Raw genomic sequence first — 19,706 nt, 5'->3', positions numbered from 1 at the left:
ATGTCGCCACACGTCGACCGTCCGGCGGCCGCCCCGGGACACACTCCCCGGGGCGGCCGCCAGCGCGACCCCGCCGCCGACCGGGCGATCCTGGACAGCACGCTCGGCCTGCTCAGCGAGGGATGCAGCTTCGGCGACCTGTCCATGGACCTGGTCGCCCAACGCGCCGGCGTCGCCCGGGCCACCATCTACCGCCGCTGGCGCAACAAGGAGGAGCTGGTGCTGGCCGCGCTGAGCACCCTCGACCTCCCCGTGCCGCCGCTGGAAGGACTCGGCCTGCGGGACCAGCTGGTGGCCCTCGTGGACCAGCTGCGCCACCGCGGCCAGGACACCAACCTGCACCGACTGATCGGCAGCCTGCTCGGTGAGGCGGTGCGCCGCCCGCAGCTGGTCGAGAAGTTCGAGGACACCGTCGTCGCCGCACGACGCGAAGCCATGCTGCGGGCGCTGCGGGACGGCGTCGCGAGCGGTGAGCTGCGCGCCGACCTCGACCTGAACGACGCGGTCGAACTGCTCACCGGCCCGATGGCCGCTCGGCTGATCCTTCGTCAACGCCCTGTGGAATCAGTGGCGTTCGCCGAGTCGATCGTCGACACGTTCCTGAACGGAACCCGCACGACCCGTGCCGGGACAGGCCCCGGCACGGCACCGGAGCACCTCCCACCACCACAGGAGCCGCTGCCATGAAGTTCCTCTTCGACGACCCCGCCTTCGACTACCAGGCGCTGCGCACCGCCGGTTACGCCGATTACGGCGGTGCGCAGCTCGGCGAGGTCGTCGCGGTCGCCGCACACATCCCCGACGGCGACACCGAAGCCTGGCGGCACGCCTGGGCCACTCTCGCCGAACGCGTCCACCGGCTGGGCACCGCAGCCCGGGACGAGGGCCGCACCGTCGACGCCCGCTCCGCCCTGCTGCGGGCGCACAACTACTACCGGACCGCCGAGTTCTTCCAGCGCGAACAACCACGGGACCCGGAGGCCCTGCAACTGATGCGACTGTCCCGGGCGACCTTCGCCGACGCGGCCGAACTCATGGACCGGCCGCCGGAGTTCGTCCGCATCCCCTACGAGGACACCTCACTGCCCGCCTACTTCTACCGGGCGGACGACTCGGGCGAGCCCAGGCCGACCATCATCCACCACGGCGGCCTCGACTCCACCGTCGAGGAGGGCTACTTCTTCGTGGCGGCGGCGGCCCTCGCCCGCGGGTACCACTGTCTGTGCTTCGAGGGGCCCGGGCAGGGGTCGGTCCTGCGCGAGCAGGGGCTGGTCTTCCGCCCCGACTGGGAGAAGGTGGTCACGCCGGTCGTGGACCACGCACTGTCCCTGCCCGGCGTGGACCCCGACCGTCTGACGCTGATGGGCACGAGCCTCGGCGGTCTGCTTGCGGTGCGGGCCGCGGCGTTCGAGCACCGGCTGGCCGGCTGCGTCGCCCATGACGCGGTCTGGCAGCTGGGCGACGTCGTGGGGCTGCCGCCGTTTGTCCTGGAGTGGGTCGAGCAGGGATATGACGACTTCGCCGACCCGGTGATGTGGGGGATCGCCGCCCGGCAGACCTTCACCCGCTGGCTGCTGAGGCAGACACTGTGGACCTTCGGCGCCGACACCCCCTCCCAACTGCTGCGCAGGCTGACCGCGTTCGGTCTGTCGGAGGTGATCGGCCAAGTGCGCAGCCCCGTGCTCGTCCTCGACGCGGAGGAGGACTTGTTCTTCGCCGGTCTGGAGCACGCGAAGAAGGTGTACACAGGGCTCAACTCGCCCAAGACGTTGCATGTGTTCACGGCCGACGAGGGGGGTGGGGCGCACTGCCACTCGGGTGCGATGCGGCTGTTCCACGAGCGGCTCTTCTCCTGGCTGCTGGAAACACTCGGGGCGGAACGGCCGGCGGCGGCCTGACCGGCGGCCGCCCGATCGGCGGTCCAGCCGCGGAATTCTCCCCGGACAGCCCGGCCCGCTCACCGGCGGTCCGGGCTCCTGGCCGAAATCAGTCGGCGGCCCGGTGCACGGCGGCAGATTTCTCCGGCCGCCCGTATCCGGGCCGCCGGATTTTCATCCTCCTTAATGGCGGTGTAACGGAACCGACTGGCATCGTGTAACGACCCCGCATAAACTGCACGTCATAGCAGCGAACTGCTGTTCGTATGACGCCCCAGACCAGGGCGGACGGGGGAAGCCGGAATATAGTTGGATGCGTTTCACGCATTCGGGGGGTTGTCGTGTCCCTGTCCTGTTTACAGGCTGACCAGGCGCTTCGCTACGAACTGTTGGGCCGACTGCGAGTGACCCGCGGCGGAGTCGACCTGACGCCCGAGCAGCCCAAGCTCACCAAACTCCTCGCCCTCCTGCTGATCAGGGCGGGCGAGACCGTACCGGGGGACAAACTCGTGGCGGAACTCTGGGAGCAGGGTCCGCCGCGCTGCGCCGTGGCAAGTCTGCGCGTGTACGTCTCACAGTTGCGGAAAATCCTGAACGGGCCCAGAGGAACGTCTCCGATTGCCACAACATCGCCGGGATACATCCTCGGCGTGAGCGGCGTCACGACAGATTTCCAAGATTTCGAGGCGCTCTACACCCGTGGTCGAGAACGATATGGCGCAGCCGATTTCCTGCACGGCTCCGAACTTCTCCGCCAGGCGTTGTCACTGTGGCGGGGGCCTGTTCTGGAGGGAATTCATGGGTCATTGGAGATCGAATCATTCGTGGCCGTGCAGGAGGAAAGACGGCTGAATTGCACTGAACTGAGCATCGACTCCGCTCTGGCGCTCGGCCGCCATCACGAAGTGATCGAGGACCTGCAGGGCCTCCTCGTCCAGCATCCGCTGCGGGAGCCCTTCTACCGCCAGTTGATGGTCGCCCTGTACCGGGCGGGCCGTCAGGGGGACGCGCTGGGGGCGTACCGCAGCGCCCGCCGGATGATCAGAGAGGAGCTCGGCGTCGAGCCGGGACCCACCCTGCGCCTCGCCCACGAGGCCATACTCCGGGCGGATCCGGCACGCTTGGAGGCCGCCGGCGTCATCCCCGCCATCCGCTGACCGCGGGGCCGCGCACCCGTGCGTGCTTCATACGGCATTTGCAGTCGCTTAACTGCCCACGGATAGCGTGCAGTTGACCCCCGCACCAGCGGGGGGAGCTGGGATGCCGTGCTCGGCCGTGTACGAGCCGGCACCGGCCACGGTGCCGTGACCGTGGCCCTGGTGCCGGTCTCGGAAGACCGTCGAACCCACTCCGCTTGTGCCCTTTTCCATGCGCTCGCATGGAGGAGCCTTCAGGGCCGGTGTGTGGATGGTCCTCCTCTCGGTGTCTGATCGGATGCTCCGTCGCGCCGGCGAAGCGTCTGGCGCATCGCGACACCATGGGTCACCCGAACACGTTTCTCGCCACCCACCGAGCCGACGTCGGCTCCGCGGTGCTGCTCGGGGACGGCCCGGTGCTGTGGCTCTTCGGAAGTTCTTCACCTCGGATGCGGCTGGCCCGCCAACTGCGGTGCTTGGTACATCTCCCAGGTCCTCGACGCGCTCACCTCCGGCCCGGAGGTGTGGAGCAAGACGGCCCTGCTCATCACGTACGACGAGAACGACGGCTTCTTCGACCACCTCGTGCCGCCGTTCCCGCCGCAGTCTGCCGCGCAGGGCAAGTCCACGGTTGATCCCGGCCCGGACCTCCACCAGGGCGACGCGAGCCGCACGGCCGGACCGTACGGACTCGGCCGGCGTGTGCCGATGCTCGTCGTGGCGCAGCGCGTCGGCGTCAGGACGGGGTCCCCGGGTCGGTGTACCGCAGCAGGGCGCCCACGCCCTCGTACAGCCTCAGCTCGCTCTCCGGTACGACGACCAGCTCGGCACCGGTGCCGACGAGGGCCCGGAGAAGGGCCTCGTCGGCGCGTTCCTCGCGCGGGGCCCGCACGCCGAAGGACATCAGCTCCGCCTCGGTCAGGGCGACCTGAGTGGGCTGGGAGCCCGCCCAGAGCCGCAGCGAAGACCCTGGCGGCCGGTTCAGCAGCAGTGCCGCGACCTGGCCACGCTGGAGGGCGGCGACGGTGGCGGCCAGCCCCTCCGTCATGGGTCCGGCCAGGGCACGCCGGCCGATGAAGATGTCCACGAGTTCCCGGTCGTGCGCGGCCATGCGGCCGCGGAAGACGCCGTCGAGCTGCGGCTCCAACAGGGCGCGTCCGGTATCGGTGGGGGTCCGGCCGCCCACGCGTACGACCTTGTCCCGCAGGGTGTGCGGCAGGCGGCGGATCAGTACGTTGCACGCCCACTCGCTTCCGCCCACGACGACGGCGTCGGCATGGGCGCGTCGCGCCCGTTCGTCCAGCCGGTGACCGAGCCGGAGGGAGGTGCGGTGCCAGGTCGCCACAGCGACCCTGCGGTGCATCCGCTCACCCGGGGTGACGGTGGACGCGGGCCAGGTGCCGGTCTCCGCCTCCAGAGTTACCCAGCCGTGGGTCTCGGCGGTCGGGAGACCGCCGTAGTGGACGACTACGGCCATGTAGGGGATCTCCGGAACATGCTGGGTGACCAGGGGCATCGCATCCGGCAGGGTGCTGTAGTGCGCGGAGTCGTGCTCGGGCGGCCTGGGCAGCTCTCCGTCCAGGACGAGCGTGCCGTGGGCGGCGAAGATGGCCTGACCGTGCACCCCCGGCACATCTCTGTCGGCGCCGACCACCTCCTCCAGTACGTTCAGCAGCGCCCGGTCGGAGCCCTGACGGGACAGACTCTCGCGCAGCAGCCGCCAGCGCAGGGCGATCGCCCGCTCGGGATGCTCGACGTCTCGGGAGGTGTCCAGGTACACGGAGGCGAACGGGCCCGGCTCCTCGTAGAGGGGTTCAAGGAACGACAACCTCATCGCCACTCCTCGTCGATGGTCTCCCCTCCTTTGATGATGCGCCCCCGGGGGCGATGGAGATCGACGAGCGCAAAGCGGTGCCGAACGCGGGGCGGTCAGGCGCCGGTCGCCAGCGGCCGGCCCATCGTGAGCATGGTGGTGGCGACCAGGCCGTCCAGTACCGCCAAGCCGCGGGCCGGGACAGCAGGCCGCTGAGCAGCCGGGCTCCGTAGCCGGATGAAGGAGTAGTGTGCGCGGGAGTACCAGATCGTGGCGGGGGCCGCCTTGCCCCACACGTGAATACCGGGTTCTGGGCCGTATTCGACAGACCGAGCGGCGCATTCGTGAGCTGCGGATCCAGCACGGGCCCACCCATCCGGAGGCCATCGCGGCACACATGGGTTGGATGAGCTAACGGGTCGCTCAGGCGATGTGCGTGGTGCGGCGCAACTTTACGACGGACTCGGTCAGGACTGCTGCAGTTGGTTCGGTCCACATGACCGGAAGACACTCGACGCTTTCGAGGGCATCGCGCGCTGGACCGAGAGCACAGCGGGGTGATCCCGCAGCCGTCGGCTCCTGCACGACCTCGGTTGAGACAGCCCCGGGACCGCAGCCTCCTCGGCGCCATGGATCACCCATTGGAGCTGCGGCAGGCCGATCGGAAGGGTCGGGCTTGTCCTAGCGGAGGTTGGCGGACACCAACCGGGACAACCCAGATGGGCAAGTGCGGTTGAGCTTCCTGGGCTGGGCGGGCCGTGCGCGTGTAGCAACGATGACCCGGGCCGGACGCGGCCGAGCCGTCACGGCCGTACGCGTCCCCCGGATGCGTACGGACGCACCGGCTTCAGACGACCGGCCGGCGTCTCGACGGGCACGTTCTGGCCGTGCGCGGGCGTCGCGCACTGTCCCTGGAGGCGGGACAGCTCGCCCGCGCAGCGCTGAAGGGCCACCTCCAGGACCTCCGGCATGTGCAGGCTGCCGGTGCCGTCCGGCGGGACCAGCCAGCGCAGTGCGCCCCAGCGGCAGTGCGGAGCGGGAGCGGCGATCCAGGTGCCGGCGCCGAGCAGACGCACACCGGTGCCGATCCACACGGTCTGCGGCTCGGGAGGCAGCAGGAAGCCCACATGACGGCGCCGGGCGTCCAGCAGACAGGGGCCGGGGTCGAGCAGCGGCAGTTCCTCCAGCAGGTCGGCGACCCGCAGCCCGAGTTGCTCCGGCACGACCAGCACGTCCCAGAACCGGCCGGCCTCCAGGAGCGCGACGCCCGTGTCGCCGTTCTGCCACTCCTGCTTGCAGGCGCCGGGATCCTCCGACGCCGCCGCCAGCCACTCCATCGACCTCGTCCACTGCGTGAGTGCCATTGAGGAGCCTCCCTGTGGTGCGCTGCCGCGCGGTTGATGCCCTAGGCCGTGTCCGCAAGGTCCCGCCTGCCCCGCGACGCCCGGCACGCCGAGAGCACCCACCAGGCACCGCGGGGCCCGCCCTGCGGGCGGACGACGGGACCTTGCGGACACGGCCTAGTGCACCGGGTGCCGCGTGTCGCGGCCATACGACGGGAGCCCAATTCCCCGTATGGGGCGAGCGCCCGCGCGCCAAACAGGCAGGTAGCAGGGCATGCGCCCCCGTACTGGCGGAGCGCGCCGGGGTCGGTCGCGGGCGCCGGGTCCGCCCCGAGTCGCTCTTGTCCGCCCTGTCACCACCCGTACGCTGTCCGTGCTCGCGCCGCGCGCAGCGACCCCGTGCGGCGCGTGCGTCGCTTGTGAAGGATTGTCACCGTTCTAGGGTGTTTGGTGTGGTGCGCTGGTTTCAGTCGTTTCATCGACCGTCGGCGGTGCGGCCCGTCGCCTCCGGCGGCGTACCCGAGCAGGACCTCGTCGTGCCCTCCCGGCTCGCCGCGCTGCGCACCGCCCTGGCCAGGATCGGCACCACCCTCGACGAGAACGCCACGTGCGTGGAGCTGACCCGGGAGGCGGTCCGGCAGGTCGGCGGCACGGCGGCGGTACTGAGCCTGGACCGCGAGGCCGCTGCGGAGTACGAGGCCGTCAGCGGCGACCCGGCCCTGTTGCCCGACGTCCGCTGGGCCATGGCCGCGGCGCAGGCGACGAGCGCCCTGGGGGAGGTCGCGACCGCCATCTCCCACGTCGGTGCCGGCAGGTCCCGACCGGCGCTCTGCGTGCCGCTGAACACCGACGGAGAGGCCTACGGCGGGCTGGTCTGCGCCCGCGACCGGGCACCGTTCACCCCGGCGGAGGCCGAGTTCCTCGGCGTCCTCGCCGAACGCGCGGCGTCCCACATCCGGCACGCCCGTGAGCATCAGCGGGTCAGGGGGATCGTCGGCAATCTCCAGCGTGCGCTGCTCGCCGAGCCCGGCCGCCCGCACCCGAACCTGGACGTCGCCATCCGCTACATGCCCGTCGGACAGAGCGCCCTGGTCGGCGGCGACTGGTGCGAGACCGTCCGCCTGCACTTCGGCCGCACCCTGCTCGTCGTCGGCGACGTCATGGGACACGGTATCGAGGCCGCCGTCGACATGACCGCGTACCGCTCCTCGCTGCGCTACATCGCCTCCGCCGACCTGCCACCGCACCGGGTGCTGCGGCAGCTCGACGACAGCGCCTCCGCGGAGCCCGACCGTCGCCCGGCGACTTGCCTGATCGCCCGCGTCGACCCCAACCGCGGCCAGGTGACCCTGGCCAGCGCAGGCCATCTGCCGCCGGCCGTGATCGACGGCCAGGGCCGCACCTCACTGCTGCCGGTCCCGGTCGGCCCGCCCCTGGGCACGGGGTTCGGCGGCTACGAGCCGGCGACCTACCAGCTGGACCCGGCTCAGACGCTGGTGCTGTTCACCGACGGGCTCGTCGAGCATCGGGGCGAGGACATCGACCAGTCCCTGGACCGGCTGGCCGACGTCGTGTTCGAGCCCACCGCGGACGTCGAGGACGTCCTCGACACCGTGCTCGCCGGACTCGACGCCCGGCACGCCGAGGACGACGTCGCCGTACTCGCCGCCCAGCTGCACGAGCGCACGCTGCGCGGCGACGGCGTGGGCACGTGACGCCCCACCGCCCTCACCAGTCGTCGTCGCCGTCGTCGTACGGCGCACCCGAGACGTAGGGGTCGTGCCGTCTCTCCGGGGGCGCCGTCGGCGGTGCCGTGGGTGGCAGACTCGCCTCCCGCAGGGCGTCGCACCACGGGCAGCCGGCGGCGTCGTCGCTGTCGTTCGGGTCCATGCAGGCGGATCCTGTCTCGTTCGAGGACGGGTGTTGTGGGTCGAGCACGTCATGACTCCATCCGGGGGACCTGCTCACTCGACCGGGTGGTAGCGAGGGTCGTCGGCGTACCACCGGCGCACGCCTCGGCGTTGCCCCGGCATGGACAGCCCTGAATCGGTGCGGCGCGTCCTACGAGGCGATGCCGCACCCTTGTCGTATGTCGTACCGGTAACCGGCGTCCGGGGTCAGCCGTCGATCTACGCGGCGCTGGTCGCCGAGTGGCGTGCCAAGGGGCGAGCGGTCCCCGGACGGCGCGACACGGCGTGGGACGGCGAACCGGCCAGCGAAGGCCAGGGGCAGGCCGTCACCTCCTGGGCGGTCGGCCGGTGCGCCGGGCTGGCCCCGGCGGCCGACGCCGGACCGGCGGGCGCGCGATACTCCGGCGAACCCGACCGCGTACCGGCCGTCGTCGTGCCCCGGGGCCTTCCCGGGCCGATGTTCGTGTGGGAGGGAAGCGCGAGGCGCGGACGCGTCGGCGTCGCCGACCCGCTCACGTCCGACTGACGCGCGCTGCGGCGGCGAGCGCGCCGCCCGCCTCGCTCAGCGCCAGCCGCACGACGTCCGGGTCGTACAGGGCTCCGGTCCCGTCCGGCGGCAGCAGCCACTCCAGCCGCCAGCCACCGGACTGATAGGGCGGCGGTACGGCGACCCACGACCCCCTGCTGACATGGCGGACGCCGGCCCCCGTCCACTCGGTGCTCGGAGCGGGCCGGACGAAGAAGCCGACCCGGCGTGCCCCGCTGTTCATCAGGACGGGTCCGCACGTCCGCCGTCGTGCGCGGCTCAGCAGATCCAGGGTGCTCAGGCCGAGGTGCTCGGGCACACTCAGCACGTCCCACAGCCGCCCGGCCTCCAGCAGTACCGCGTCCGCGCCCCGGTCCCACTGCCGTTTGCACGAGCGAGGATCCACCGCGGCCGCCGCGAGCCACTCGACGGCCTGCTTCCCCATCGCGCGCTGCATGTCCTACCCCCAGCAATCTCGGTTCCCGGCCGTTCAGGGCCCCTCATGCTGGTGGATAAATCTATGCGCCGGAAGGGGTGGCGCGGCCTGGCGTTTGCAGTTGATCCGTGCGACGTTCGCAGAGCCGTTCGGCTCCGGCGGTGCCGCGCACCGCTGACACACCTCGCCGCGTGTAGCTGACGGGTCATCTGTTTCATGGGTTTTACGGTTATTTGATGCGACTTGTGCCTAGATGGGCCTTGCTCTCGTCGGGATGTGCTCCCTCCGTGCTGATCGCAGGCTGGGCGATCGCGGCGCAACTCGAAGGGCCCGCCTACGACCCGGCCACGCAGACGATCAGCGCCCTGGCGACCTACGGCGCCGCGGGATTCTGGGTGATGACCGCGGCGCTGGCAGGCCTGGGCGTCTGCCATTTCCTCACCGCCCTGGGGCTGCGCGCCGCGGCACTCCCCGGACGGGTGGCCCTGGGCGCCGGGGGAGTGACGGCATGCGTGGTGGCGGTCATCCCGCCGCCCAGCAGCGGGGGGTCCCTGCGCCACGGGGCGGCCGTGGGCATCGGTTTCGCCCTCCTCGCCGTATGGCCGGTGCTGGCCGCCGACCGTCGGGACGCCGCACCCTGGGCGCTACGGATCGTGCCCTCCGCCACGGCGACCGTCCTGATGCTGGTCAGCGCCGCCTGGTTCATGCTCGAGATGCACCAGGACGGCCCCGCGGGCGTCGCCGAACGCCTTGTGACGGCCATTCAGTCCCTCTGGCCCTTCGTGGTCGTCGCCTCCTGCCTGCGGCATCGCTACGGCGAAGGCCCTTCGAACTGATCGGAAGGGCATGGAACGTCCGGGAACTCCCCGGCCGCCGGGCCCGACTCCTGAAGCGGTACGTGCGTCAGGAGGCCGTTGATGAGAGCACCCCAACTTGTACCGCCCGCCCTCTGCGGGTTTCTGCTGCTGCTCGCCGTGATCTTCACGGTGTCGTACGCCGTCGGAGCCGCCGCGGGTCCCGTCGCGCCCGGCATGCATCGCACCGGAACGAGCGGCGACGGCGGCGGCACGGACACAGGGGAGACGGGCGAGATGGGGAACATGGACATGCGGCACGGGAGCGGTGGCTGATGACAACCGAACCGGCACCCCCGATGACCGTCACTGACCTGACCGTCGGCGGGATGACCTGCGCCGCCTGTGTGCGGCGGGTGGAGAAGAAGCTCGCGAAGCTGGCGGGCGTGACCGCGACGGTCAACCTGGCCACCGGGCGCGCCCGGGTCAGCCATCCGCCGGACATCCGCCCCCAGGAACTCGTGGCGACCGTCGAACAGGCGGGATACACGGCCGCGCTGCCCGAGCCGCCGAGGAAGCGGCGGAGCCAGGACCGGGAACCCACCGAGGACGGCCGCCCGGAACGCTCCGGGCTGCTGGTCACCGCATTGCTCGCGGTGCCGGTGCTCGTGCTGTCGATGGTGCCCGACTGGCAGTTCCGCAACTGGCAGTGGCTGTGCTTCGCGCTGGCCGCGCCGGTCGCCGTGTGGAGCGCCTGGCCGTTCCATGCGCGGGCGCTGCGCGGGCTGCGGCACTCCACGGCCACCATGGACACGCTGGTCTCCCTGGGCGTGGTGGCTTCCTTCGCCTGGTCGGCGTACGCGCTGTTCCTCGGCGGCGCGGGCGAGCCCGGCATGCGGATGCCGTTCAGCCTGCTGCCCTCAGCCCCGGACGGCGTGGCCCACGTCTACCTCGAAGCGGCGGTCGGCGTCCCGCTGTTCGTGCTGGCCGGTCGCTTCCTGGAGGCGAGGGCACGCCATGGCACCGGGGCGGCACTGCGCTCGATCGCCCGGCTCGCCGTCCGGGAGGTGTCGGTCCGCGCGGACGACGGCATCGAACGTCTGGTCCCGATCGAGGAGTTGACGGTCGGGCGGACCTTCGTCGTACGCCCCGGCGAGCGGGTCGCCACCGACGGCGACGTCGTGGAGGGCAACTCCGCCGTCGACCTGTCCCTCGTCACCGGTGAGAGCGAGCCGATCGAGGTCGGCCCCGGCTCGGCGGTGGTGGGCGGTGCCGTCAACGCGGGCGGGCTGCTGCAGGTGCGGGCGACGGCCGTGGGCGCGGACACGCAACTCGCCCGGATCACCCGCCTGGTGACCGACGCCCAGGCCGGAAAGGCGCGCGCGCAACGGCTCGCGGACTCCGTGGCCGGGGTCTTCGTGCCCGTGGTGCTGGCGCTCGCCGCCACCGTGCTCGGGTTCTGGCTCGGGGCCGGGGCCGATCCGCAGGCGGCGATCACCGCGTGTGTGGCCGTACTGGTCGTGGCCTGTCCCTGCGCGCTGGGCCTGGCCACCCCCACCGCGCTGATGGCCGCCACCGGACGCGGCGCCCAACTCGGCGTCCTGGTCCGGGGCCCGCAGGCCCTGGAGGGGCTGCAGCACATCGACACCGTCGTCCTCGACAAGACGGGCACCCTCACCTCCGGACACATGAGCGTCGCCCGGGTCACGGCCGTGCCCGGCGGGCTCGGCAAGGAGGCGGTGCTGCGGCTGGCCGGCGCGGTGGAGCAGGGCTCGGAACACCCGCTGGGCCACGCCGTCGTGGCGTACGCCCGCAGGAACACACCCGAGCACGGGCCGCTGCCCGAGGTGCGGGACTTCCGCGCGGAGCCCGGCCGGGGTGTGCGCGGCCGGGTCGAGGGCCGGCTGGTCGAAGTCCTCGCGCCGGACGACGAGTTGCCCACGGCGCTTGCGGAGGCGCTCCCGGTCGCGGAGGCCGCCGCGCACACACCGGTCCTCGTCCGCATCGACGGGACGGCGCAGGCGCTGATCGAGATCGGGGACGTCGTACGCCCGGGCAGCTACCGGGCCGTGGACCGGCTGCGCCGCCTCGGGGTTCGCCCCGTGCTCGCCACCGGCGACCGGGAGGCGCCGGCCCGGGCGGTCGCGTCCGCGCTCGGCATCGAGGAGGTGCACGCCCGCCGCACACCCGAGGACAAGGTCGACCTGGTACGGGAGTTGAGAGCACAGGGCCGCCGGGTCGCGGTCCTCGGCGACGGCGTCAACGACGCGGCGGCGCTGGCCTGCGCCGACCTCGGCATCGCCATGGGCACGGGCACGGACGTCGCGATCGGGGCCGCCGACGTGACCCTGGTGCGCGGCGACATCGAGGCGCTCGGGGACGCCGTACGGCTCGCCCGGCGCACCCTGGGCACGATCCGCGCCAACCTGCTGTGGGCCTTCGGCTACAACGCGGTGACCGTGCCCCTCGCCATGGTCGGTCTGCTCAACCCGATGGTCGCCGCGGTCGCCATGTCGGTGAGTTCGCTGCTCGTGGTGGGCAACAGCCTGCGGCTGCGGGCCTGGCAACCGACGCCCGCCGGTGGCCGTCGGCACGTCGGAAACGGAGAAGGACCCCGATGACCTCATCCACCGCTGCGCTTCGAAGCCGGCGCCGGGCCACCGACGGCCTGCTCGCCGCGCTCGCCCCGATCACCGCTTGCAGCGTCGCGCTGGGCGGCCTGACCACCTGGGTGAACACCGGCAACGCGGGCGGCCCCGCGCGGATCGCGGTCACCGACGGACGGGTCTTCCTGCCCTACGGCGACGTCCGGGACACCGCGGCGTTCTTCCGGATCACCAACTCCGGCGGCGCTGACGACCGGTTGCTCGAGGTGACGTCGTCGGCGGCCGATGGCGGTACGGAACTCAGTCGACACCGCATGATCAGCGACAGCGCGGCGTCCGCTCAGACGGTGGACTCGGCCCGGGTCCCGGCCGGTGACGGTCTCACCATGTCGCCGTTCGGACTGGACGTGACGCTGCGGGCACGGCCGGAGTGGGTGGTGGGCACCTTCGTGCCCTTCACGCTGCACTTCGAGGACGCCGGCCGGATCGAGGTGCAGGCCGTGGTCGTCCGCCCGGGCGATATCGAGTGAGAACGACCCCACTCCCCTAGAAGTCGTTCCCCGGGCGCGCCCGGTTCCCTCTTGTCGATGTGTCCTGTATCACTCTTCTGGGCTTGAGTGCGGAACAGGGGTGTTGTGCGTACCCACCCGTGACGAGTGGGCCCAGGATGCGAGGATGAGGGCCGTCATGACAGCTGGGTGGGGTGTGCGCACGATACGGGCCGCGGTGTTCGCGTCGGTCTGCGTGCTGCTCGCCGCCCTCGGCCACGTACTGATGTCGGGCGCCACCGTCCCCTGGTGGACGCTGGCCGCCGGTGCGCTCGTCACGGGCGGTGCGGGCTGGTGTCTGGCGGGCCGGGAGCGTGGACTCGGACTGGTCGTGTCCGTCGTGGTCGTCGCTCAGGGCGGGCTCCACGCGGTCTTCGAGTTCGCGCAGTCCTCCGCTGCCACCGGTCATGACGGCATGGGCGCCATGTCCGCCCACATGGGTTCCGGGGACTCCATGGGTTCCATAGGAGCCATGGCTGCGGGGCACATGGGCATGGGCAACATGGGCGCAGGCCACACAGGCCTGGGCCACATGGATGCCGGGCACATGGATGCCGGCCACATCGCCATGGGCCACGACATGACCGGCACGTCCTCGCTCGGCATGTTCGCCGCCCACACACTCGCCGCGCTGCTGTGCGGCCTGTGGCTGGGCCACGGAGAGCGTGCCGCGTTCCGCATCCTGCGTGCCGTCGCCGGCTGGCTCGCCGCGCCGCTGCGGCTCTCGCTCACCCTCCCCGCAGCGCCGCACCGACCGCGCCTCAGGCCGCGACGCGGTCGCTCCGACCGGGCGCCGCGGCTGCTTCCGCTCGTCCACACGATCACCTCTCGGGGGCCCCCGGCGGGGATCGCTGTCGTCTGAGACAGCCGGTTCCCCGGGGCAGCACGGTCAGGGACGTCGAGTCGTCGACGCGGACCGTGCCCTCGGGCCCCGGCCGTACCTGTCGTACGGCCGCATCCCTTGCTTCCCGGACTCATCCGGTACGGCGTGCCCGATACGTCTTCGCGCTCCCGTGCCTCGATGCCCGGTGGTGACGCCGTCGCGTCCGCCGCCGTACCGGAGTCCGGTCTACCCGAGAAGGACTCAGGTGATCACTCCTGCCCTGCCCGCACGCGCGGCGCGCGTGCGGCACACGATGGCGGACGACACTGCGCAAACGGCCTCCGGCGACGAGTCGACGACCGCGTGGGCGCTGGCCGCCGGCGGCGGCGACCCGGACGCCGCCGACCGGTTCGTCCGCTCCCTGCACCGCGATGTCGTGCGGTACGTGGCGCATCTCTCCGCCGATCCGCAGGCCGCCGACGACCTGGCACAGGACACGTTCCTGCGGGCGCTCGGCAGCCTGCACCGTTTCGAGGGCCGCTCCTCGGCGCGCGCGTGGCTGCTGTCCATCGCGCGTCGCGCGGTGATCGACAGCCACCGGTACGCCGCCGCCCGGCCACGGCTGTGCGACACCGACGACTGGACGCTGACGGCGGAACGCGCCCAGCCGACCGGCCTGCCCGGGTTCGACGACGGCATCGCACTGCTCGACCTGCTGGACGCGCTGCCCGACGAGCGCCGCGAGGCGTTCGTCCTGACCCAGCTGGCGGGCCTGCCCTACGCGGAGGCGGCCGAGATGAGCGACTGCCCCGTCGGGACGGTCCGCTCCCGCGTGGCACGCGCCAGGGCGACCCTCGTCGAGCTGCTCACGGAGGCGGAGGCGGAGGCGGAGGCGGACGTCGAAGCCGTGGCCGAACCGGTCGCCGTGGCAGCCTGACCGGGAACCCGGTGTCCGTTCCATCTGCCGGGAACTGACACCGGGTTCGCCCCGACTACTGGATCGGGCGGCGGGGATCCGCCCGATCATCCAGTGGATCCAGGGGAGTTGTTTCGATGCGTTCTCGTAGGTGGCGGGCGAAGACGGCCGTGGCACTCGGCGGCCTGTTGGCGGCGGGCTGCGGCAGCGGGGGCGACGGCAACGCGAGTCCGGCCGCCGGCAAGGGCTCCGCGGGCTACCCGGTCACCGTCACCGACTGCGCCGGCGCGAGAACGACGTTCACCTCGGCCCCGAAGAACATCGTGACCAGCAACGCCTCCAGCCTCGAACTGCTGCTGCGACTGGGCGCCGGGGACAAGGTGCTCGGCACCGGCTTCCCGCCCGGCAAGGGCACCCTGCCGGGCGCACTCGACGCCCAGGCCCAGCGGGTGAAGGTGCTCGGCGAGCACGTCATCCCCAAGGAGAAGCTCCTCGGCTCCGGCGCCGATCTCTACATCGACACCTTCGCCTCGATGGACATGGGCGCGGGGATGGGGGAGACGCCGAGCGAGGAGGAGTTCAAGGCGGCCGGCATCAAGCACACCTTTCTGAAGTCCACGGCCTGCGGCGCCATGAGCGAGGAGCCGGTCACCGACCTGTCCGCCGTCCAGGACGACATCACCTCCCTCGGCGCGGTCACGGGCACGCGCGCGAAGGCGAAGGAACTCGTCGACGGGATGAAGGAGAAGGTGGGTGCCGTCCGGAAGGCGCTGGCCGGCACCCCCGAGGACCAGCGGCCCACGTACTTCTTCTTCGACTACGACGCCGGCACCAAGCAGCCCATGGCCGTCTGCAACCGCCAGGTCGCCAACGCGGTCATCACCCTCGCCGGGGCCCGCAACGTCTTCGCCGACTGCGACGGCGACTACAAGCAGGTCGGCTGGGAGGACGTGATCGCGAAGAACCCGGACTGGATCCAGCTCGCCGTGCGCAACCGGGGCAGCGAGGCAGCGAACGAGAAGGCGTTCGACGAGGCGCAGAAGTGGCTGCGGACGAACCCCGCCACCAAGGGGCTGAAGGCAGTCGAGGAGGGCCACTTCCTGCGCATCGGCTCCGAGCCGACCACGATCGGCGGGGTCGCCAACGCCGCTGCCGTCGAGAAGATCGCGAAGACGCTGTACCCCGGCAAGGTCGGCTGACCGTGACCGACACCCTGGTGGGCCGGAAAACCTCGACGGACCCGCAGGAACACGCACGGACGCGTTCCGTACCCGCCGCGCTGCTGGCACTCGCCCTCGCCCTGGCACTCCTGGCCGCCCTCACCGCGGCGGTGTCCTGGGGTTCGACGTCCATCCCGGCGGGCGAGGTGTGGGAGGTGGTCCGGCGACGGCTGTCCGGTGCGGCACCACGCCCCGGCACCGACGACCTGATCGTCTGGCAACTCCGCCTCCCCCGCGCCCTGTTGGCGGCCCTCGTCGGCGCGGGCCTCGGTCTGTGCGGTACGGCGATGCAGGCCCTGGTGCGCAACCCGCTGGCCGACCCGTACTTCCTCGGCATCTCCAACGGCGCATCCCTCGGCGCGGTCGCCGCGATCGTGCTCGGCCTCGGCACGGGGGGCGCGCTCGGCCTGGGCCTGTCCGGCGCGGCCTTCGCGGGCGCACTCGGCACCTTCGCGCTGGTCTGGACGGTGGCCCGGCGCCGCGGGGGATTCGCGCCGCTACGGCTGGTGCTGGCCGGGGTGGCGATCGGGCAGTTCCTGTCCGGGTTCACCAGCTACCTCGTGCTCCAGGCCGGTGACGAACAGCAGACCCACAGCGTGCTGTTCTGGCTCATGGGCAGCCTGAGCGGCGCGAGTTGGCCGCTGCTCGCCGCCCCGGCCGTCGCCGTGCCCGGGACGCTGCTGTGGCTGCTGGCCCGCGCCCGGGGACTCAACGCCCTGACCATGGGCGACGAGACGGCGGCCGGACTCGGCGTCGACGCCGGCCGGCTGCGCCGGGAACTGTTCACGCTCACCAGCCTGCTCACCGGCGTCCTCGTCGCCGTGTCCGGCGCGATCGCCTTCGTCGCGCTCATGGTGCCGCACGCCTGCCGCCTCGTCGTCGGCGGCGACCACCGCCGTCTGCTGCCCGTCTCGGCACTGTTCGGGGCGCTGCTGCTGGTCGTCGTGGACATCGTGTGCCGTACGGCGATGAACACCGAGGAGTTGCCGGTCGGCGTCGTCACCTCGCTCATCGGTGCTCCGGCGCTGCTGTATCTGCTGGACCGGCGCCTGGGGAGCGGGAGTTGAGGATGCGGAACATCTGGGGGAGCGGTCGTTGAGAGTCGACATCGAGGATCTGCACGTCGCCTACGACGGCCGTACGGTCGTCGCGGGCGCCCGGCTGATGGCGGCCGAGGGTGAGATCACCGGCCTCGTCGGGCCGAACGGCAGCGGCAAGTCCACGTTGCTGCGCACCGTCTACCGGCACCTGAAGCCGGCGGCCGGCCGGGTCCTGCTGTCCGGCACCGACCTGCGCCGGCTGAGCCCCGTCGAGGCGGCCCGGCATGTCGCGGCCCTCCCGCAGGAGCGCGGCGGCGACTTCGAACTGACCGTCCGCGAGGTCGTCGCCATGGGCCGTACGCCCTACAAGCGGGCCTTCGCCGGCGAGGACGCCACCGACCGGGACGTCATCACCCGCGTCCTGGCCGACGTCGGCATGGCCGGACACACCGGGCGCCGTTTCACCGAACTGTCCGGCGGCGAACGTCAACGCGTCCTGCTGGCCCGTGCCTTCGCCCAGCAGCCGGACGTCCTGGTCCTGGACGAGCCCACCAACCATCTCGACATCCGCCACCAGGTGGAACTCCTCGCCCTGCTGCGGGCAGGGCGCCGTACCACGCTGGTGTCGCTGCACGACCTCAATGCCGCCGCCTCCGTCTGCGACCGGCTGCATGTCCTGCACGACGGCCGGGTGGTCGCCTCGGGCCCGCCCCGCGAGGTGCTGCGACCCGCCCTGCTGGCCGAGGTGTTCGGCGTACGGGCGACCGTCGTCGACCACCCGCTGACCGGCGACCCGCTCATCGCCTTCGACCACCGCACCCCGGCGGACGAACCGGCCCCCGAACCCGGCCCCACCGACACCGTCCCCACCTGATCCAGGAGCCCGCATGTGCGGAATCACCGGCTGGGCGTCCTTCCACGGCGACGCCCGCACCCAGGCGCCGGTCATCGAGGCCATGACCGGCCGGCTCGCCCGGCGCGGCCCCGACGCCGGGGGCGTATGGCTGGGAGAGCGTGCGGCGATCGGCCACCGCCGCCTCGCCGTGATCGACCTCGAGGGCGGCGTACAGCCGATGACCGACCGGCCGCACGAACCCACCGTCGTGCTCAGCCACAGCGGAGAGATCTACAACCATCACGAGCTGCGCGCGGAACTGCGCGGCCGGGGCCACCGCTTCGACACCCGCAGCGACACCGAGGTCGTGCTGCGCGCCTACGCCGAGTGGGGGGACGGCCTCGCCGACCACCTGGAGGGCATGTTCGCCTTCGCCGTCTGGGACGAGCGGGCCCAGCGCCTCCTCCTCGTCCGTGACCGGCTCGGCGTCAAACCGCTGTTCTGGGCGGCCGTCGACGGAGGACTCGCCTTCGCCTCCGAGCCCAAGGCGCTCTTCGCGCACCCCGAGCTGCGGCCCCGGGTGGACGCGGACGGGCTGCGCGAGGCGTACAGCCTGCTGTTCAACACCGGGCCCACGGTGTGGTCCGGCGTACGGGAGGTCGAGCCGGGCGGCCTGCTGGTCCTGGACCGGGACGGCATCCGGGAGCGCCGCTACTGGCAGTTGGAGGCCGGTGCGCACCGGGACGACCGGGACGCCACCGTGGACCGGATCGCCCACCTGGTCGGCGCGGCCGCCCGTAGTCAGCTGGAGGCCGATGTCCCCCTGTGCAGCCTGCTGTCCGGCGGCATCGACTCCACCGTCCTGACCGCACTGCTCGCCGACGAACTCCGCCTGCGCGAGGGCCCGGACGCCCGGATCCGCTCCTACGCCGTCGACTACAGCGACCAGGCCGAGCACTTCACCGGTGACGTCCTGCGCACCGGCCACGACACCCCCTACGCCGTCGAGGCGGGCGCGTTCATCGGCACCGACCACAGCACGGTCGTACTCGACCCGCGTGCGCTGCTCGACCCCGAGCACCGCAGGGCCGTCGTCGTGGCCCGTGACTCGCCGATCGGCGTCGGCGACATGGACACCTCGCTGTACCTGCTGTTCGGGGAGATACGGCGGCACTCCACGGTCGCCCTGTCCGGCGAGGCCGCCGACGAGGTCTTCGGGGGCTACCCCTGGTTCCACAGCCCCAAGGCCCTCGCGGCCGATACCTTCCCCTGGCTGCTGGTCACCGGCGACGAGGCCGCGATGCCCCTCAACCCCGAACTCGACCTGAACATCGGCGAGTTCCGCGCCGACACCTACCGCAGCGCCCTGGCCGCCGTACCCCACCTCGACGGCGAGAGCGCCGCCGAGCACCGGCAGCGCGAGATGCAGCACCTGTCCCTGACCCGCTGGCTGCGTCAACTCCTGCACCGCAAGGACCGGTTGAGCATGGCCCGGGGACTGGAGGTCCGCGTCCCGTACTGCGACCACCGGCTCGTCCAGTACGCCTTCGAGGCCCCCTGGGCGCTGCAGAGCTTCGACGGCCGGGAGAAGAGTCTGCTGAGGGCCGCCGCATCGGGGCTGGCACCCGACTCGGTGCTGCGGCGCCCCAAGAACCACTACCCGGCCACCCACCACCCCGACTACAACCGCGGCCTGCAGGACCTGGCCCGCGACGCCCTCGCCGTCGAGCAGGTCCGGGCGCTCGCCGACGAGACCCGCGTCAAACCCTGCCTCGACACCCCGCCCGAGCGGCTGGAGTGGGGCCACCGCCTGCGCCTCGAACGCGTCGTGGACCTCGCCCTGTGGCTGGACCACCACAAGCCCGAACTCGCCCTCTGAGGAG

At 72.0% G+C, this 19,706-nt stretch carries 20 protein-coding genes and 1 pseudogene; 16 read left to right on the top strand and 5 right to left on the bottom strand.

All coding sequences use genetic code 11. The features are described from left to right. From ACFQ6S_RS36135 to ACFQ6S_RS36120, 4 genes and pseudogenes are all read left to right on the top strand, one after another. A complete protein-coding gene (locus ACFQ6S_RS36135) occupies window positions 1-687 on the top strand; it encodes a TetR/AcrR family transcriptional regulator (RefSeq protein ID WP_383419167.1) in 687 nt (228 codons plus the stop codon). Beyond that, window positions 684-1,898, top strand: a complete 1,215-nt coding sequence (locus tag ACFQ6S_RS36130; protein WP_383419165.1) for an alpha/beta hydrolase family protein — start codon at window positions 684-686, stop codon at window positions 1,896-1,898. The genes ACFQ6S_RS36135 and ACFQ6S_RS36130 overlap by 4 nt, the downstream gene beginning before the upstream one ends. A 320-nt stretch (window positions 1,899-2,218) precedes the next feature. Further along, window positions 2,219-3,034: a BTAD domain-containing putative transcriptional regulator gene (locus ACFQ6S_RS36125; RefSeq protein WP_383419163.1), complete on the top strand. Its 816-nt coding sequence runs from the start codon at window positions 2,219-2,221 to the stop codon at window positions 3,032-3,034. 435 nt (window positions 3,035-3,469) lie between these two features. After that, window positions 3,470-3,736, top strand: a pseudogene (locus tag ACFQ6S_RS36120) (alkaline phosphatase family protein); the annotation flags it as partial. A 13-nt stretch (window positions 3,737-3,749) separates the two neighbouring features. Here ACFQ6S_RS36120 and ACFQ6S_RS36115 read toward each other — a convergent pair. The 3 genes from ACFQ6S_RS36115 to ACFQ6S_RS36105 form a co-directional block, all read right to left on the bottom strand. Beyond that, the gene (locus ACFQ6S_RS36115; protein ID WP_383419161.1) at window positions 3,750-4,847 is read right to left on the bottom strand and encodes a hypothetical protein; all 1,098 of its coding nucleotides are present in this window, start codon (window positions 4,845-4,847) and stop codon (window positions 3,750-3,752) included. A 95-nt stretch (window positions 4,848-4,942) separates the two neighbouring features. Further along, window positions 4,943-5,122 (bottom strand): hypothetical protein, encoded by a 180-nt coding sequence (locus tag ACFQ6S_RS36110; RefSeq protein WP_383419159.1) that lies wholly within the window; start codon window positions 5,120-5,122, stop codon window positions 4,943-4,945. A gap of 507 nt (window positions 5,123-5,629) precedes the next feature. Continuing rightward, complete coding sequence (locus tag ACFQ6S_RS36105; protein ID WP_383419157.1) at window positions 5,630-6,190, bottom strand: hypothetical protein; 561 nt, start codon at window positions 6,188-6,190, stop codon at window positions 5,630-5,632. Window positions 6,191-6,621: 431 nt separating this feature from the next. On the opposite strand from ACFQ6S_RS36105, the gene ACFQ6S_RS36100 reads away from it, so the two are divergent. Then, window positions 6,622-7,884: a PP2C family protein-serine/threonine phosphatase gene (locus ACFQ6S_RS36100; RefSeq protein ID WP_383419155.1), complete on the top strand. Its 1,263-nt coding sequence runs from the start codon at window positions 6,622-6,624 to the stop codon at window positions 7,882-7,884. 13 nt (window positions 7,885-7,897) lie between these two features. On the opposite strand, the gene ACFQ6S_RS36095 is transcribed toward ACFQ6S_RS36100, so the two are convergent. Next, window positions 7,898-8,059, bottom strand: coding sequence for a hypothetical protein (locus tag ACFQ6S_RS36095; RefSeq protein WP_383419153.1), 162 nt, complete (start codon window positions 8,057-8,059; stop codon window positions 7,898-7,900). Window positions 8,060-8,200: 141 nt separating this feature from the next. On the opposite strand from ACFQ6S_RS36095, the gene ACFQ6S_RS36090 reads away from it, so the two are divergent. Beyond that, window positions 8,201-8,605 (top strand): hypothetical protein, encoded by a 405-nt coding sequence (locus ACFQ6S_RS36090; protein WP_383419151.1) that lies wholly within the window; start codon window positions 8,201-8,203, stop codon window positions 8,603-8,605. Here ACFQ6S_RS36090 and ACFQ6S_RS36085 read toward each other — a convergent pair. After that, window positions 8,592-9,062, bottom strand: a complete 471-nt coding sequence (locus ACFQ6S_RS36085; RefSeq protein ID WP_383419149.1) for a hypothetical protein — start codon at window positions 9,060-9,062, stop codon at window positions 8,592-8,594. The two genes, ACFQ6S_RS36090 and ACFQ6S_RS36085, sit on opposite strands and share 14 nt — an antisense overlap. 215 nt (window positions 9,063-9,277) lie before the next feature. On the opposite strand from ACFQ6S_RS36085, the gene ACFQ6S_RS36080 reads away from it, so the two are divergent. The 10 genes from ACFQ6S_RS36080 (at window position 9,278) to asnB (ending at window position 19,702) form a co-directional block, all read left to right on the top strand. After that, window positions 9,278-9,877: a DUF998 domain-containing protein gene (locus ACFQ6S_RS36080; RefSeq protein WP_383419147.1), complete on the top strand. Its 600-nt coding sequence runs from the start codon at window positions 9,278-9,280 to the stop codon at window positions 9,875-9,877. Between the two features lie 81 nt (window positions 9,878-9,958). Continuing rightward, window positions 9,959-10,171 carry a hypothetical protein gene (locus ACFQ6S_RS36075; RefSeq protein ID WP_383419145.1) on the top strand — a complete coding sequence of 71 codons (213 nt, stop codon included), beginning with the start codon at window positions 9,959-9,961 and terminating at the stop codon, window positions 10,169-10,171. Beyond that, window positions 10,171-12,456 (top strand): heavy metal translocating P-type ATPase, encoded by a 2,286-nt coding sequence (locus ACFQ6S_RS36070; RefSeq protein WP_383419143.1) that lies wholly within the window; start codon window positions 10,171-10,173, stop codon window positions 12,454-12,456. Before ACFQ6S_RS36075 ends, ACFQ6S_RS36070 begins: the two co-directional genes overlap by 1 nt. Continuing rightward, window positions 12,453-12,971 carry a copper chaperone PCu(A)C gene (locus tag ACFQ6S_RS36065; RefSeq protein ID WP_383419141.1) on the top strand — a complete coding sequence of 173 codons (519 nt, stop codon included), beginning with the start codon at window positions 12,453-12,455 and terminating at the stop codon, window positions 12,969-12,971. The genes ACFQ6S_RS36070 and ACFQ6S_RS36065 overlap by 4 nt, the downstream gene beginning before the upstream one ends. Window positions 12,972-13,128: 157 nt before the next feature. Then, window positions 13,129-13,851: a hypothetical protein gene (locus ACFQ6S_RS36060; protein WP_383419139.1), complete on the top strand. Its 723-nt coding sequence runs from the start codon at window positions 13,129-13,131 to the stop codon at window positions 13,849-13,851. 226 nt (window positions 13,852-14,077) lie between these two features. Then, window positions 14,078-14,749, top strand: a complete 672-nt coding sequence (locus ACFQ6S_RS36055; RefSeq protein ID WP_383419137.1) for a sigma-70 family RNA polymerase sigma factor — start codon at window positions 14,078-14,080, stop codon at window positions 14,747-14,749. Window positions 14,750-14,865: 116 nt separating this feature from the next. Next, window positions 14,866-15,927 carry an ABC transporter substrate-binding protein gene (locus ACFQ6S_RS36050; RefSeq protein WP_383419135.1) on the top strand — a complete coding sequence of 354 codons (1,062 nt, stop codon included), beginning with the start codon at window positions 14,866-14,868 and terminating at the stop codon, window positions 15,925-15,927. A gap of 2 nt (window positions 15,928-15,929) precedes the next feature. After that, window positions 15,930-17,015 (top strand): FecCD family ABC transporter permease, encoded by a 1,086-nt coding sequence (locus ACFQ6S_RS36045; RefSeq protein WP_383419133.1) that lies wholly within the window; start codon window positions 15,930-15,932, stop codon window positions 17,013-17,015. A gap of 28 nt (window positions 17,016-17,043) precedes the next feature. Further along, window positions 17,044-17,862, top strand: a complete 819-nt coding sequence (locus tag ACFQ6S_RS36040; protein WP_383419131.1) for an ABC transporter ATP-binding protein — start codon at window positions 17,044-17,046, stop codon at window positions 17,860-17,862. A 13-nt stretch (window positions 17,863-17,875) separates the two neighbouring features. Then, a complete protein-coding gene (asnB, locus tag ACFQ6S_RS36035) occupies window positions 17,876-19,702 on the top strand; it encodes an asparagine synthase (glutamine-hydrolyzing) (protein ID WP_383419129.1) in 1,827 nt (608 codons plus the stop codon). Window positions 19,703-19,706: the final 4 nt, after the last annotated feature.

The sequence above is a fragment of the Streptomyces sp. NPDC056479 genome (genome assembly GCF_042795335.1).
In the GTDB taxonomy this organism is placed as follows: Bacteria; Actinomycetota; Actinomycetes; order Streptomycetales; family Streptomycetaceae; genus Streptomyces.
This window is presented reverse-complemented; position numbering and strand designations above follow the sequence as displayed.

What these genes read in the sequence shown, in the direction of transcription:
- ACFQ6S_RS36135 (WP_383419167.1), top strand. Translation starts at nt 1, where the DNA reads ATGTCGCCACACGTCGACCGTCCGGCGGCCGCCCCGGGACACACTCCC.
- ACFQ6S_RS36130 (WP_383419165.1), top strand. Translation starts at nt 684, where the DNA reads ATGAAGTTCCTCTTCGACGACCCCGCCTTCGACTACCAGGCGCTGCGC.
- ACFQ6S_RS36115 (WP_383419161.1), bottom strand. Translation starts at nt 4,847, where the DNA reads ATGAGGTTGTCGTTCCTTGAACCCCTCTACGAGGAGCCGGGCCCGTTC.
- ACFQ6S_RS36105 (WP_383419157.1), bottom strand. Translation starts at nt 6,190, where the DNA reads ATGGCACTCACGCAGTGGACGAGGTCGATGGAGTGGCTGGCGGCGGCG.
- ACFQ6S_RS36095 (WP_383419153.1), bottom strand. Translation starts at nt 8,059, where the DNA reads ATGGACCCGAACGACAGCGACGACGCCGCCGGCTGCCCGTGGTGCGAC.
- ACFQ6S_RS36090 (WP_383419151.1), top strand. Translation starts at nt 8,201, where the DNA reads ATGGACAGCCCTGAATCGGTGCGGCGCGTCCTACGAGGCGATGCCGCA.
- ACFQ6S_RS36085 (WP_383419149.1), bottom strand. Translation starts at nt 9,062, where the DNA reads ATGCAGCGCGCGATGGGGAAGCAGGCCGTCGAGTGGCTCGCGGCGGCC.
- ACFQ6S_RS36080 (WP_383419147.1), top strand. Translation starts at nt 9,278, where the DNA reads ATGCGACTTGTGCCTAGATGGGCCTTGCTCTCGTCGGGATGTGCTCCC.
- ACFQ6S_RS36075 (WP_383419145.1), top strand. Translation starts at nt 9,959, where the DNA reads ATGAGAGCACCCCAACTTGTACCGCCCGCCCTCTGCGGGTTTCTGCTG.
- ACFQ6S_RS36070 (WP_383419143.1), top strand. Translation starts at nt 10,171, where the DNA reads ATGACAACCGAACCGGCACCCCCGATGACCGTCACTGACCTGACCGTC.
- ACFQ6S_RS36065 (WP_383419141.1), top strand. Translation starts at nt 12,453, where the DNA reads ATGACCTCATCCACCGCTGCGCTTCGAAGCCGGCGCCGGGCCACCGAC.
- ACFQ6S_RS36060 (WP_383419139.1), top strand. Translation starts at nt 13,129, where the DNA reads ATGACAGCTGGGTGGGGTGTGCGCACGATACGGGCCGCGGTGTTCGCG.
- ACFQ6S_RS36050 (WP_383419135.1), top strand. Translation starts at nt 14,866, where the DNA reads ATGCGTTCTCGTAGGTGGCGGGCGAAGACGGCCGTGGCACTCGGCGGC.
- asnB (WP_383419129.1), top strand. Translation starts at nt 17,876, where the DNA reads ATGTGCGGAATCACCGGCTGGGCGTCCTTCCACGGCGACGCCCGCACC.